Raw genomic sequence first — 13,762 nt, 5'->3', positions numbered from 1 at the left:
AGAGCGCCTGCATGGCATGCAGGAGGTCAGGAGTTCAATTCTCCTTAGCTCCACAGTGAAGAAGCGGGCCACCCGGATCGGGTGGCCCGCTTCTCGTTGTCCCGGCAGCGGCAGCGGCAGCGGCAGCGGCACCGGCACCGGCAGTCAGTTCGCCGGATCAGATCCAGCCCAGCCGGGTGGCCTTCACCCCGAGCTCGAACCGGCTGGACGCCCCGGCCAGGGCCGAGAGGTCGGCCACCATCCGCCGCTGGGTCCGCACCGAGACCCCCAGGGCGCGGGCCACCACGGCGTCGGTCACCCCCTCCGCCAGCATGCGCAGCAGCTCCCGCTCCTGCGGGGAGGGGGAGCCCGGCTCCGGACCGGTGGCCTCCACGACCGCCTGCAAGGTCTCGGAGCTCTTCCAGTACGCCGTGAAGAGCGCGTGCAGGGCCCGCACCACGGGCGCGCTGCGCACCAGCAGCGCCGTCGGCTGCCCGGCCTGCACATCGCCGGGGAGAACGGCCTCCACGCCGTCGACGATGAGCAGGCGCATGGGCAGGGTGGGCGCCAGCCGGATCTCACCGCCGTGCTCGCCCGCCCAGCGCAGGTAGGTGAGCGCCTGCCGGTCCTTGCTGATCGCGTGCAGGTAGATGCTGCGGAAGCGGACGCCGCGCAGGATCGCCTGCTCGTTGAGCGGCCGGCCCGCCTCGATGGCCTCGGGGGTGAGCGAGCCCTCCGGCTGGAGCGAGAGCACCTCGCGGTCGCAGCGGCTGGCGAGGGTCTCCAGCCGCGTACGGATCTCGTCCTTGCCGTGCAGGACCTCGGTTCCGCTCGCCGCGTCCGTCCGGCCGGCCGTCACGTACTCGGTGGCGAGCAGGGTCAGGGCGGCCCGGGTCTGGGCCACCCGTTCCTGGCGCAGGGCCAGTTCCTGCTGCTCGCGCTGGAGCATCATCTCCAGGCCCAGATCGGGGCTGACCGCCCGGACGTCGCTCGGGTCGTCCCAGGACGGCCGCAGCAGCGCCAGCTCCACGAGCCGGTCGAGCGACTCCCGCACGCGCTGCTCGGAGATCGACAGCCGCTCGGCCAGCCGGTCCGGGCTCTGCTCGCGGTGCAGGAGCACGGCCCGGTAGACCGCGAGGACATCCGCGTCGAGAGCCGACTGCTCCGTCATACCCGTCACCCTTCCGAGGGGGCGTCCCGCGTCCGGGTGCTGTGCGGGAGGTCACCGCAGCGTTCCACGGCGCCGGGCCGGCCGTCTTGGACGAACCCGACGCCCGGTTCAGCCGGTCAGTACGGCGCTGGTGACCTCCCCGCTGACCCGGTCCACCTCGGCGGGCCCGGGCCGGGCCGACGCGCGCAGGGCCAGGAAGCGCGAGGGGGAGTGGGTGGTCATCGCCTTGAAGTCCCGGTTCAGGTGGGCCTGGTCGTAGAAGCCGGCCAGGGCGGCGGCCTCGGCCGGCCGCATCCCGGCCGACAGGGAGCCGAGGGCCCGGCGCACCCGGAGCACCCGGGCGGCCGTGCGCGGCGGGAGCCCGATCTGCTCCCGGAAGCGGCGCTCCAACTGCCGTTCGCTCCACGAGGTCTCGGCGGCCAGCGTGTGCACGGCCAGGGTCCCGCCGCTGCGTTCGAGCCGGTTCCACGCCCACACGGTACGGGTGCACGGCGCCGGGCCGGCCTGGATCCACAGCCGCAGGGCCGCGTCGAGGATCCGGAACCGGTCCGGCCAGCCGGGCGTACCGGCCAGGACGTCGCCCAGGTCCTGGTAGCGGGGCCCGGTCAGTGCGGAGGTCTCGCTGACCGTGTTGCCCAGCTCGTGCATGTCGACGCCGAAGAGCCGGAACGCGGCCCAGGGGCGCAGGGTCACCTCGATGCCGTGCAGTTCGCCGTCGTGCTCGCCGAGGGTGGGGCGGGACACCAGCCCGGACACGAGCGGGGCGGCGCTGTGCACCAGGGTCTGGCCGGTCGTCGCGCACCGGACCCGCAGGGGGCGCCGCCCCAGGTTCAGTACGACGGTCACCGCCGCACAGGGGATCTCCAGCCGACGGCGCGGCCGGCCGAGGGCGAGCCGGAATCCGCGGTACGCCAGGACGCCCGGCCGCAGTGCCGGGTGGGGCAACCGCTCCGCGAACTCCCAGGTGCCCGCCGGACACGCACGTATCCGCATCTGCTCTCCCCCTTCGCACGCGGCCGCGGACGGCCGCTCCCGGTCCCCGTACGCAGGAGCCCAGCCTCATCCCCGGTCGCGCCGCCCACCAGCCGGTTTTCCGACAACCAGCCGTGCGCGGCGGGCTTGGCAGCTTTGTGTCATGCATCCGGCTGCAGCCCGGCGGGCCTTGGGGCGGCCGCCGCCGGGTGCTGTTCTGGGAACACGCCGGGCAGCCGCCCGGAACGGCGTGCGACCGCGCCGACCACCGGACATCCCAGGGGGACCCATGCCCAGCATCACGTCATTCGCCGGACGATGTGCCGCCACCGCAGCGCTCGCCGCAGCGGTCCTCGTGCCACTGCACGCCTACGCCGAAGGCCCGGCGGCGGGCGGCGCGTCCACCGTCGTCGACCTCGCCGACGGCACGGACCCCGGCGCCGGTCCCGGTACGGGTACGGGTACGGGCACCGACGACTTCATCTGGAACGTCGCGCCGAAGCCCGTCCCCGCGCCGGGCGCCGCCGCGCATGCCTGAGCCCTTCCGCGCACCGAACGGCCGCGTCGCCCTGGTGGTCACCCGCTCCCACGCCCTCGGCGCGCCGCTCTGCCGGGCCCTGGCCGCGGACGGCGCCCGGCTGGCCGTCGCCGGCCCGTCGATCCTCGAAGTCAGCGAAATATGCGCCGAGTTGGGCCGCGACGAGGCGCCGGGCACCGCCACCGCCCTGCCCTACCTGATAGGCCCCGGCGCCGGCAGCGGCCCCCGGCGCCTCGTCGCCGCCGTCCTGGACGACCTCCAGCGGATCGACGCCCTCGCCGTCGACGCGGAGGCCGCGGTGCCCGCGGGCGACCTCGTCGCCGAAACCGCCCGAGCCATGGCCCGCGGCGGCCGGGCCGGCCGCATCGTGGTCACCGGCTCACCGCGGCTCGCCGCGGAGGTCCGCCAGTGGGCCGACGCTCCGCGCGACCACGGCATCACCGTGAACCTCCTCACGCCGGGCCCGCGCGCCACGGCCGAGGACCTGGCGGCGGGCGCCACCCTGCTGCTGTCACCGCTCGCCCAGGGCATCACCGGGCAGGCCATCGAGGTCGACGCCGGCCGCGCCCCGCGCCGCTGAGCCCCTCTTCCCATCCCCCTTCTCATCCACGGCCTCCCGAGGAGGAAGCCCGGTGGACGTTTCCGCCTGTCCCCGCACGCCCGGCGCATCGGTCGACGCCGAGCCCGACGGCTCGCTCCGCCCCGGAGTCCTGCGCTACCGGGGCTTCCGGCGCGCCCAGGGCCCGCCCTGCCGGCACCTGGAGGTGCCCGCGGGCGCCGTGAGCCTGCTCCTGCTGACCGAGGGCGAGCTGCTGCTGGGCCCGCCCGACGGCTCCGGGCCGCTCGCCCCCCACACCGCCGTGGCCTGCGGGCTGCGCACCAGCGGGCTGGCCGTCGAACACCGCGGGCCCGTCGCCGGAGTCGAGGTGACCCTCACCCCCTGGTGCGCCTACACCCTCTTCGGAGGCCTCCCGCTCGGCCGGCTGGGCCGCGGCCCGCTCGACCTCGCCGATCTCATCGGGCCGCGGGCCGCCGCCCTGCGCGAACGGCTGGCCGAGGCCTCCGGCCCGGCCGCGCGGTTCGCCGTACTCGACCGGACGCTCGCGGAGCTGCTGACGGCCGGGCCGCCGCCCGCGCCACCCGTCGTACGGGCCTGGCGTGGTCTGCACGCGAGCGCGGGCGGCGCCCCCATCCCCCAGCTGGCCCACGAGGTCGGCTGGTGCCAGAGCCAGCTGGAGCGCCGCTTCCGCGAACAGGTCGGCCTGACCCCCAAGGGCTGCGCCCGCGTCATCCGGCTGCGCAACGCGCTGCGGCTGCTGCGCGGCGGCGTGCCGGGCGCGGAGCTCGCCGCGGCCGCCGGCTTTCACGACCAGTCCCATCTGAGCCGTGAATTCAAGTCCATGACCGGCACCACGCTTGGCCGATATCTCGCGACGACGGGAAGCTGAATTTCTACAAGACCCGCAGCATCCCGATCCGCGAAAGTAATGACCACGGAGAGAGAAAACGAATCTCCGGGAAGAAGAAAAACCAATTCCTCACCCACATGGGAGACATCGTGTTCAAGAAGATCGAAGCCCTCGGTGACAGCCTGCTCGCGCTGATCGCGCCGAAGACCGAAGCGGCCGCGGCCGTCTGCTACGTCCGCTACTACAGCGCCTGCTGGCAGTGCGCCGGCCGCCCGTGCGAGGCCTGCTGCGACAGCAGCGGCAAGAACTGCCAGTACATCGACTGCCGCTGACTGCCGCTGAATTCCTGCGGTAGTGCAGCAGCAGTGAATACGGCCGGATGAAATTCCGCCCCCGGGTGACCCCACAGGTGGTGAACCAATGCTGTACCTGGCCATCGGAATGCGTTGCCTGATCGGGGCGGTATTTCTGGTCTCCGTCCTGGGAAAGACCGCCGGCCGCGGCGCCTACGCCGCATTCGTCGTCTCGGTGCGGGAGCTGCTTCCGCTCTCCCGCACCGTGACACGGCCGGCCGCCCTGCTCGTCGTATCGGGCGAGGCGGCGATCGTGCCCCTCCTCGCCCTGCCCCAGCCCCTCGCCCACCGGACCGGGCTCGCCCTCGCGGCCGTCCTCCTGACGGCCTTCGCCGCGGCCATCGCCCTGTCCCTGCGCCGGGGATCCCGCACCCCCTGCCGGTGCTTCGGCGCCTCGGCCGCCCCGCTCGGCCCCCGGCACCTCGTACGCAACCTGCTCCTCGCCGCCGGTGCGACCGCCGGCGCGGTGGCAGCCACGTCCGCCGGACCCGCGCACCCGGGCGGGGTGCTGGCCGCCGTCTTCGCCGGACTGCTGCTCAGCGCCCTCGTGGCGCGGCTCGACGACCTGCTCTACCTCCTGCGGCCGGCCGCGGCCTGACGGTCCGCCCGGCCCCGCCCACGCACCCCATGACCCGTTACGGAGCTGCCATGTCCCTCCTGATCACCGCAGTGGCCCTGGTCGGGCTGCTCGCCGCCCTCGACCTGCTGCTCACCGTCGGCGTGATCAAGCGCCTGCGGGACCACGCCAACCTGATCTCCGCCAAGGTGAACGCGGAGGCCCCGGCCGGCCTCGACATCGGCGCGGAGGTGGGGAACTTCTCCGTGACCAGCGCCGACGACGAGGAACTCACCCTGGCCGACCTCGACGGCGACACCCTCGTGGCCTTCTTCTCCCCGAACTGCACCCCGTGCAAGGAGAAGCTGCCCCTGTTCACCGAGTACGCCCGGCACTTCCCTGGCGGACCGCGCCAGGTGCTCGCCGTCATCGCGGGCGGGGCCGAGGGCGGCGGCCGCTTCGCCGAAGCCCTGCGCCCCGTCGCCCGGGTCGTCCGCGAGGACTACAACGGCGAGGTCGGCGCGGCCTTCCAGGCCAAGTCCTACCCCACCCTGCTGCTCGTCGGCCGGGAACCCGACGGCCGGGTCGTCGTCCGGGACAACCAGGTCGAGCTGACCGCCGGCCTCCCGATCGCGGCATGAGCGGGCGGGAGCGCCGGGAGCGCCGGCAAGCGGGGCGCGGCGGCCGCTCCCCGCACACCGGCCGGGCCGCCGGACGCGAGCCCGCCGTCACCCCCTCGCGCAGCAGGCGCCTCTACGAGGCCGCCGCGCTGGCCGTCGCCGCCGCCCCCTGGGTCCTCGCGGGCTACGTCGTCCTCACCCTCGCCGCCGGGACGCTGCCCGTGGCAGCCGCCTGGTTCACCAAGGCGGTCGTCGACCGGATCGCCGGGGGACCGGCGGCCGGCGGCCTGCTGGCCCCGGCCGCGCTGCTCGCCGCGACCGGGGTGCTCGCCGCCGTCTTCCCCCAGGTCGCGCAGTACCTGCGGGCCCAGCTCGACCGCCGGGCCGGACTGCTCGCCATGGAGCGGCTGTTCACCGCCGTCGAGCGGTTCACGGGGCTGCGGCACTTCGAGGATCCCGCGTTCCTGGACCGGCTGCGGCTGTCCCAGCAGGCCAGCCGGGTCGCCCCCAACCAGACCGTCGACGCCGTGCTCGGCCTGGTCCGCTCGCTGATCACCGGCGCCGGACTGCTCGGCACGCTGCTCCTGCTGAGCCCGCTGATGACCGTGCTGGTGCTGCTGTCCGGCCTGCCGATGCTCCTCGCCGAACTCGACCTGTCCCGGCGCCGCGCCCACACCCTGTGGACCGTCAGCCCCGCCGAGCGGCGCGAGGCCTTCTACGCCGAGCTGCTCACCTCCGTCCAAGCGGCCAAGGAGGTACGCCTCTTCGGACTCGGCCCCTTCCTGCGCGGCCGGATGGCCGCCGAGCGGCGGGCCTCCGACCGGGGGCGCGCCGCCGTCGACCGGCGCGAGGTCCTCGTCCAGGCCGGACTGGCCCTGCTCGCCGCGCTGATGTCGGGCGGCGGCCTGGTGTGGGCCGTGGGCCAGGCCCGGACCGGGGGCCTCACCGTCGGCGACGTGATGATCTTCGTGGCGGCGGTCGCGGGCATCCAGGGGGCCCTGGTCTCCCTCGCGGCCGATCTGGCCCGCGCCCACCAGGCGCTGCGCTCCTTCGAGCACTTCCTCACCGTCCTCGGCACCCCCTCCGACCTGCCCGTACCGCGCCGGCCCGTCCCGCTGCCCGAGTTGCGGCGCGGGATCGAGCTGCGGGACGTCTGGTTCCGCTACGGGCCCGACCAGCCGTGGGTGCTGCGCGGTGTCACCCTCCACATCCCGCACGGCGCGACGCTCGGCGTGGTCGGCCTCAACGGCGCCGGCAAGTCCACCCTGGTCAAGCTGCTGTGCCGGTTCTACGACCCGACGCGCGGGGCGATCCTGTGGGACGGCGTGGACCTGCGGGACGCCGCCCCCGAGGCGCTGCGCGAGCGGATCAGCGTGGTCTTCCAGGACTACATGGAGTACGAGCTGACCGCCGCCGAGAACATCGCCCTCGGCGAGCTCGCCGCCCTCGACGACCCGGACCGCATCCGGGCCGCCGCCGACCGGGCGGGCATCCACCGCAGGCTCGCGGAGCTGCCGCGCGGCTACGACACCCTGCTGACCCGCACCTACTTCATGGAGTCCGACAAGGACGACCCGGACCTCGGCGTCGTCCTCTCCGGCGGCCAGTGGCAGCGGCTCGCCCTGGCGCGGGCCCTGCTGCGGCACCGGCGGGACCTGATGATCCTGGACGAGCCCTCCTCGGGCCTGGACGCGGCCGCCGAGCACGAGGTGCACAGCTCGCTCGTCGCGCACCGGGCCGGGCGCACCAGCCTGCTGATCTCGCACCGGCTGGGCACGCTGCGGGCCGCCGACCGGATCGTGGTGCTGGCGGACGGCCGGATCGCGGAAGAAGGCACGCACGGCGAACTGCTCGGCGCCGAAGGGGAGTACGCCCGGCTCTTCACCCTCCAGGCGGAGGGCTACCGGACGGCCCCGGACGCGGCCCCGGACGCGGCCCCGGACCCAGCCCCGGACTCGGCCCCGGACTCCGCGCCGCGGAAGGAGCCGGTCCGATGAGCGGGCGGGTGCTGCCCGGTGACCCCCTGCCAGGGCCGCCCGAGCGGCCGTACGGGCCCGAGCTGGCGGGGTCCGGCACCGTGGGCCCCGCCACGGGGGCGGGGCGGGCGGCCCGGCGCCGCGGCCGCGGGGCCGGGGGCCTGGCACTCGCGGCGGGGGCGGCCGGAGCCGGGGCCGCCGCGCTGGTCACCGGCGGCGCGGGGAGCCGTACGGGCGCGGTCGCGGTGCTCGCCGCCGCGGCCCTGTGGTGGGCGCTGAGCCTGCGGTTCGTCGTGGTCACCGTGCGCGGCCCCAGCATGGAGCCGGCCTACCGCGACGGGGACCGGGTGCTCGTGCGGCGCGGCGGCCCGCCCCGGACCGGGGAGGTCGTCGTCGCCGAACACCCCGGCGCCGCCCGGCGCGGTGAGCACGGCCTGCTCATCAAACGGGTCGCCGCCGTCCCCGGCGAGCAGATCCCGCGCGTCGGCGTCCCGGCCCTGGCCCGTGCGCCCGGCAGCCGGGTCCCGGACGGGCGCCTGGTCCTGCTCGGTGACAACCGGCCGGTCAGCCTCGACTCGCGGGAACTGGGCTACTTCCCGGCCGACCGGGTCCTGGGGCGCGTCCTGCGCCACCTGCCCGCACCCCGCAAGGCCCCCCACAGGTCAACGACGTGAAGGAGTGAGCAGCCATGGCACTGAGACTCTTCGACACCGGTACCCGGACCGTGCGGGCGTTCGTCCCGGTGCGTCCCGGCGAGGCCTCCCTGTACGTCTGCGGGGCGACCGTGCAGGGGCCGCCGCACATCGGGCACGTCCGTTCGGGGGTCAACTTCGACATCCTGGCGCGCTGGCTGGCGCACACCGGCCACCGGGTCACCCTCTGCCGCAACGTCACCGACATCGACGACAAGATCCTCGCCAAGGCCGCCGCGGAGGGGATCCCGTACTGGGCGCTGGCGCAGCGCAACGAGCGGGCCTTCACCGCCGCCTACCAGGCCCTCGGCTGCCTGCCGCCCACGGTCGAGCCCCGCGCCACCGGGCACGTGCCCGAGATGACCGCCCTGATGCACGAGCTCGTGGGGCGGGGCCACGCCTACGCGGCGGGCGGCGACGTGCTGTTCTCGGTCGGTTCGCAGGCGGACTACGGGGTGCTGTCGGGTCGGGTCGGCGAGGACGCCGCCCGGGCCGGGGCCGGCGGCCGGGTGGCGGGCGGCGGCGACGCCAAACGGGACCCGCGCGACTTCGCCCTGTGGAAGGGGGCCAAGCCCGGCGAGCCGTCGTGGGACACGCCCTGGGGGCCCGGCCGGCCCGGCTGGCACCTGGAGTGCTCGGCGATGGCCCGCCGGTACCTGGGCGACACCTTCGACATCCACGGCGGCGGCATCGACCTGCTCTTCCCGCACCACGAGAACGAACGCGCGCAGTCCGCGGCCGCGGGCTGCGGATTCGCCCGCTACTGGATGCACAACTCCTGGGTGACCATGGGCGGCGAGAAGATGTCCAAGTCGCTGGGCAACTCGCTGCTCGTCGCGAACGTCCTCACCCGCTGCCGTCCGGCCGTGCTCCGCTACTACCTCGGCACCCCGCACTACCGCTCGGCGATCGAATACGGCCAGGCCGCGCTGGACGAGGCGGCGAGCGCCTACGGCCGGATCGAGCAGTTCGTGCTGCGGGCGCACGAGTACGCCGGAGCGCTCGCGCAGGAGGGGGAGGGGGCGCGGCCGTCCGCGCTGCCGGGGGCGTTCAGCGCCGCCCTTGACGACGACCTCGGCGTGCCGCAGGCCACCGCCGTGGTGCACCAGCGGGTACGGGAGGGCAACGCGGCCCTCGCCGCCGACGACAAGGAGCAGGCCGTCCGCCTGCTGGGGGAGGTACGGGCCATGCTCGGGGTCCTCGGCCTCGACCCGCTCGACCCGCACTGGGCGGCGGGCCGGGACACGGACGGCTCCGCGGCCGGGTCCGGCCGGGCCGACACGGTCGGCGCGCTGGTCGAGCTGGCCCTGGACGAGCGGCGGCTGGCCCGCGCGGCGCGCGACTTCGCGGCGGCGGACCGCATCAGGGACCGGCTCGCGGCGGCCGGTGTGGAGCTGGAGGACACGCCCGCGGGGCCGCGCTGGGCCCTGGGCGCCCGCCGCTGAGCGCCGGCCGCCGAGGTCGGGGCCGTCCACGCCGTCCGGGCCGCGCCGTCCGCGCCGCGGACGGCCCGGGCGGCGGCTGCGGCCGCTGCGGTACTCTGACGCCATGCGTGCCGTACGCCTTCTGCTTACCGAGCCGCGCTGATCAGTACCGACCCTCCGAGACGGTCGGCATCGGCGCGGCGCCCCCTCCTGTGCGAGGGGTTTTTTCGTTTGGGCAGGCAGAGACGGCAGAGACGATCGATGGAGCTTCAGGAATCATGAGCGAGACGAACACCCCGGCCCCCGAGGCGGCCGAGGGGCACCGTTACACGGCCGCCATGGCCGCCGACATCGAGGCACGCTGGCAGGACGTCTGGGACGCGCAGGGCACGTACGAGGCCCCGAACCCGACCGGTGACCTGGCGGGCGACCCCGCCGTGGTCGCGCGGCCCAAGAAGTTCATCATGGACATGTTCCCGTACCCGTCCGGCGCGGGGCTGCACGTCGGCCACCCGCTCGGGTACATCGCCACCGACGTCTTCGCGCGCCACCAGCGCATGACCGGGCACAACGTCCTGCACACCCTGGGCTTCGACGCCTTCGGCCTGCCGGCCGAGCAGTACGCCGTGCAGACCGGCACGCACCCGCGCGTGTCGACCGAGGCGAACATCGAGAACATGAAGGTCCAGCTGCGCCGGCTGGGCCTGGGCCACGACAAGCGCCGGTCCTTCGCCACGATCGACCCGGACTACTACAAGTGGACCCAGTGGATCTTCCTGCAGATCTACAACTCCTGGTACGACGCGGACGCGAAGAAGGCCCGGCCGATCTCCGAGCTGGTCGCCGCGTTCGAGAGCGGCTCCCGTGAGGTTCCCGGCGGCCGCGCCTGGGCGGCGCTGACCGCGGGCGAGCGGGCCGACGTACTGAACGAGTACCGGCTGGCGTACGCCTCGGACGCGCCCGTCAACTGGTGCCCCGGCCTGGGCACCGTACTGGCCAACGAGGAGGTCACCGCGGACGGCCGGTCCGAGCGCGGCAACTTCCCGGTCTTCAAGGCCAAGCTGAGCCAGTGGAACATGCGGATCACCGCCTACGCGGACCGGCTGCTGGACGACCTGGACGCGCTGGACTGGCCCGAGGCCATCAAGCTGCAGCAGCGGAACTGGATCGGCCGCAGCGAGGGCGCCCGCGTCGACTTCCCGCTGGGCGACGAGGCGATCACCGTCTTCACCACCCGTCCGGACACCCTGTTCGGCGCCACCTACATGGTGCTGGCGCCCGAGCACCCGCTGGTGGAGAAGTTCATTCCGGCCGCCTGGCCCGAGGGCACCCACGACGTGTGGACCGGCGGACACGCCACCCCGGCCGAGGCCGTCACCGCGTACCGCAAGCAGGCCGCCTCGAAGTCCGACGTCGAACGCCAGGCCGAGGCCAAGGACAAGACCGGCGTCTTCACCGGCGAGTACGCCATCAACCCGGTCAGCGGCGAGAAGGTCCCGGTCTTCATCGCCGACTACGTGCTGATGGGCTACGGCACCGGCGCGATCATGGCCGTTCCGGCGCACGACGGCCGCGACTTCGAGTTCGCGCGTGCCTTCGAGCTGCCGATGCGCTGCGTCGTGAAGCCGACCGACGGCCGCGGCACCGACCCGGCCGAGTGGGACGACGCCTTCGTCTCCCACGAGGCCGAGCTGATCAACTCCACGGGCGAGGGCATCGCGCTGGACGGCCTGGGCGTGGTCGAGGCCAAGGCCGCGATCACCGCATGGCTGGCCGGGCGCGGGATCGGCGAGGGCACGGTCAACTTCCGGCTGCGCGACTGGCTGTTCAGCCGCCAGCGCTACTGGGGCGAGCCCTTCCCGATCGTCTACGACGAGGACGGCGTCGCGCACCCGCTGCCCGAGTCGATGCTGCCGCTGGAGCTGCCGGAGGTCGAGGACTACTCGCCGCGCACCTTCGAGCCGGACGACGCCGCCTCCAAGCCGGAGACCCCGCTGTCCCGCAACGAGGCGTGGGTCAACGTCGAGCTGGACCTGGGCGACGGGCGCGGAGTGCGCCCCTTCCGCCGCGAGACCAACACCATGCCCAACTGGGCGGGTTCCTGCTGGTACGAGCTGCGCTACCTGGACCCGACCAACGCGTCGGCGCTGGTGGACCCCGCGATCGAGCAGTACTGGATGGGCCCGCGCGAGGGTGCCCCGCACGGCGGTGTCGACCTGTACGTGGGCGGCGCCGAGCACGCGGTGCTGCACCTGCTGTACGCGCGCTTCTGGTCGAAGGTGCTGTTCGACCTGGGCCACGTGTCGTCGGCGGAGCCGTTCCACAAGCTGTTCAACCAGGGCATGATCCAGGCGTACGCCTACACCGACGAGCGCGGTGTGTACGTCCCGGCGGCCGAGGTCGAGGAGCGCGACGGGGCGTACTTCCACCAGGGCAAGCAGGTCAAGCGCGAGCACGGCAAGATGGGCAAGTCCCTGAAGAACGCCGTCACGCCCGACGAGATCTGCGAGGAGTACGGCGCGGACACCCTGCGCCTGTACGAGATGGCGATGGGTCCGCTGGACGTCTCGCGTCCGTGGGACACCCGGGCCGTGGTCGGCCAGTACCGGCTGCTGCAGCGCCTGTGGCGCAACATCGTCGACGAGGAGACCGGCCAGGTCACCGTGGTGGACGGGGAGCCCGGCGAGGACACGCTGCGCGCCCTGCACAAGGCCATCGACGGGGCCGGCGCGGACATGGCGGGGCTGCGCTTCAACACCGCCATCGCGAAGATCACCGAGCTGAACAACACCCTGACGAAGGCGGGCCGTCCGCTGGAGCGCACGGTGGCCGAGGCGCTGGTACGGCTGGTCGCCCCGCTGGCCCCGCACATCGCGGAGGAGCTGTGGCACCGCCTGGGCCACAGCGACTCGGTGGTCCACCAGGACTTCCCGGTCGCCGACCCGGCGTACGTCGTGGACGAGACCGTGACGTGCGTGGTGCAGGTCAAGGGCAAGGTCAAGGCGCGCCTGGAGGTGCCGCCGACGATCTCGGACGCGGAGCTGGAGCGGCTGGCGGTCGGCGATGAGGCTGTGGTCGCGGCCCTGGGCGGCGCCGAGATCCGCAAGGTGATCGTGCGCGCGCCGAAGCTGGTGAACATCGTCATCTGAGGCCGTCCCCCGGTTATGGGGGAGATCCCGTACGGGCAGGTTGGGGGTTCGATGGGAACCCCCGGCCTGCCCGTGGCGTTTACGGTGGAGGGGAAGAGCTGACGCCTGGGGAAAGGGGCCACCATGGAGGCCGCGTTGATCATCTTCGCGCTGATGTTGCTGGCCGTCGTCGGCCTCGGCGCGTATCTCACGGTCAAGGCGGTGGGTGCGGCCAAGCGGGGTGTGGAGCGCACGGTCGTCCAGGCCCGGCGCACGGTGGAGGACACCGCGCTGCGTGCCAAGAGCTTCGGCCAGGTCGGTGTGGCCGGTGCGCTGGCGCAGCTGCGGCTGGACCTGCGGACGTCCATGAGGGCCACGCAGCAGGCGCTGTCCGAGGGGGCCCGGGTGGACGCCTCGCTGAAGGAGTCCCTCGGGCTGTTCGAGCGGCTGAGCGCGCACGGCCGGGAACTGGACGCGGAGCTCAAGCGGCTGGAGCAGGAGCCGGACCGGCAGCGCACCGCCGAGCAGCTTCCGGAGCTGCGGCAGCGCACGGCCGGGATCATCGAGTCGGCGGACTCGCTGCGGTGGGCGGCACGGGACCGCGCCCGGCGCTTCGCCGAGGACGAGCTGTCCGACCTGTCGGCGCAGATCCGGATGGAGTCCGGGGCGCTGCGGGACTGGTCGCGGGAGCCGGTGGACGACCTGGCGGAGGCGGCCGCGGCATGGGACGCTGCGCAGGCGCAGGCGCAGGCGCCGAAGCCGGAGCCGAAGTCGCAGCAGCAGGCTCTGAACCCGGCCGCTCCGGCCACGCCGTACCCGTGGGAGAAGACGCGGCGGCCGGAGACCACGACGTAGGCTCCGACCCGGCTCGGATACCACCCCTGGGGCGCCGGGGGGCGGTTCCGCGGGGTCCCAACGCCCCGACGAGGGGCCCAGGCTGCCGA

Annotated in this window: 13 protein-coding genes; 11 read left to right on the top strand and 2 right to left on the bottom strand. The window is 74.2% G+C overall.

From position 1 onward, the window contains the following. Positions 1-157: 157 nt before the first annotated feature. Positions 158-1,150: a LuxR family transcriptional regulator gene (locus ACZ6I1_RS17345; protein WP_469287964.1), complete on the bottom strand. Its 993-nt coding sequence runs from the start codon at positions 1,148-1,150 to the stop codon at positions 158-160. A 108-nt stretch (positions 1,151-1,258) separates the two neighbouring features. Then, on the bottom strand, positions 1,259-2,143 hold the full coding sequence (locus tag ACZ6I1_RS17340; protein WP_469287962.1) for a helix-turn-helix domain-containing protein: 885 nt from the start codon (positions 2,141-2,143) through the stop codon (positions 1,259-1,261). Between the two features lie 268 nt (positions 2,144-2,411). On the opposite strand from ACZ6I1_RS17340, the gene ACZ6I1_RS17335 reads away from it, so the two are divergent. From ACZ6I1_RS17335 to ACZ6I1_RS17285, 11 genes are all read left to right on the top strand, one after another. Continuing rightward, positions 2,412-2,660, top strand: a complete 249-nt coding sequence (locus tag ACZ6I1_RS17335; RefSeq protein WP_469287960.1) for a hypothetical protein — start codon at positions 2,412-2,414, stop codon at positions 2,658-2,660. Then, a complete protein-coding gene (locus ACZ6I1_RS17330; protein WP_469287958.1) occupies positions 2,653-3,240 on the top strand; it encodes an SDR family oxidoreductase in 588 nt (195 codons plus the stop codon). The genes ACZ6I1_RS17335 and ACZ6I1_RS17330 overlap by 8 nt, the downstream gene beginning before the upstream one ends. A 52-nt stretch (positions 3,241-3,292) precedes the next feature. Beyond that, positions 3,293-4,108 (top strand): helix-turn-helix domain-containing protein, encoded by an 816-nt coding sequence (locus ACZ6I1_RS17325; RefSeq protein ID WP_469287956.1) that lies wholly within the window; start codon positions 3,293-3,295, stop codon positions 4,106-4,108. A 98-nt stretch (positions 4,109-4,206) separates the two neighbouring features. Then, the gene (locus tag ACZ6I1_RS17320; protein ID WP_469287954.1) at positions 4,207-4,401 is read left to right on the top strand and encodes a hypothetical protein; all 195 of its coding nucleotides are present in this window, start codon (positions 4,207-4,209) and stop codon (positions 4,399-4,401) included. An 88-nt stretch (positions 4,402-4,489) separates the two neighbouring features. Further along, complete coding sequence (locus ACZ6I1_RS17315) at positions 4,490-5,020, top strand: MauE/DoxX family redox-associated membrane protein (protein WP_469287952.1); 531 nt, start codon at positions 4,490-4,492, stop codon at positions 5,018-5,020. A gap of 50 nt (positions 5,021-5,070) precedes the next feature. Continuing rightward, positions 5,071-5,619 (top strand): TlpA disulfide reductase family protein, encoded by a 549-nt coding sequence (locus tag ACZ6I1_RS17310; RefSeq protein ID WP_469287950.1) that lies wholly within the window; start codon positions 5,071-5,073, stop codon positions 5,617-5,619. Then, positions 5,616-7,595, top strand: a complete 1,980-nt coding sequence (locus ACZ6I1_RS17305) for an ABC transporter ATP-binding protein (protein ID WP_469287948.1) — start codon at positions 5,616-5,618, stop codon at positions 7,593-7,595. The genes ACZ6I1_RS17310 and ACZ6I1_RS17305 overlap by 4 nt, the downstream gene beginning before the upstream one ends. Next, the gene (locus ACZ6I1_RS17300; protein WP_469287946.1) at positions 7,592-8,248 is read left to right on the top strand and encodes a S26 family signal peptidase; all 657 of its coding nucleotides are present in this window, start codon (positions 7,592-7,594) and stop codon (positions 8,246-8,248) included. Before ACZ6I1_RS17305 ends, ACZ6I1_RS17300 begins: the two co-directional genes overlap by 4 nt. Positions 8,249-8,262: 14 nt before the next feature. Further along, the gene (gene cysS / locus ACZ6I1_RS17295) at positions 8,263-9,711 is read left to right on the top strand and encodes a cysteine--tRNA ligase (RefSeq protein WP_469287944.1); all 1,449 of its coding nucleotides are present in this window, start codon (positions 8,263-8,265) and stop codon (positions 9,709-9,711) included. A 257-nt stretch (positions 9,712-9,968) separates the two neighbouring features. Next, positions 9,969-12,839 (top strand): leucine--tRNA ligase, encoded by a 2,871-nt coding sequence (gene leuS / locus ACZ6I1_RS17290; RefSeq protein WP_469287942.1) that lies wholly within the window; start codon positions 9,969-9,971, stop codon positions 12,837-12,839. A gap of 123 nt (positions 12,840-12,962) precedes the next feature. Next, the gene (locus tag ACZ6I1_RS17285; RefSeq protein WP_469287940.1) at positions 12,963-13,673 is read left to right on the top strand and encodes a hypothetical protein; all 711 of its coding nucleotides are present in this window, start codon (positions 12,963-12,965) and stop codon (positions 13,671-13,673) included. The last annotated feature ends 89 nt before the right edge of the window (positions 13,674-13,762 follow it).

The sequence above is a fragment of the Streptomyces sp. NPDC046303 genome (genome assembly GCF_055588085.1).
This window is presented reverse-complemented; position numbering and strand designations above follow the sequence as displayed.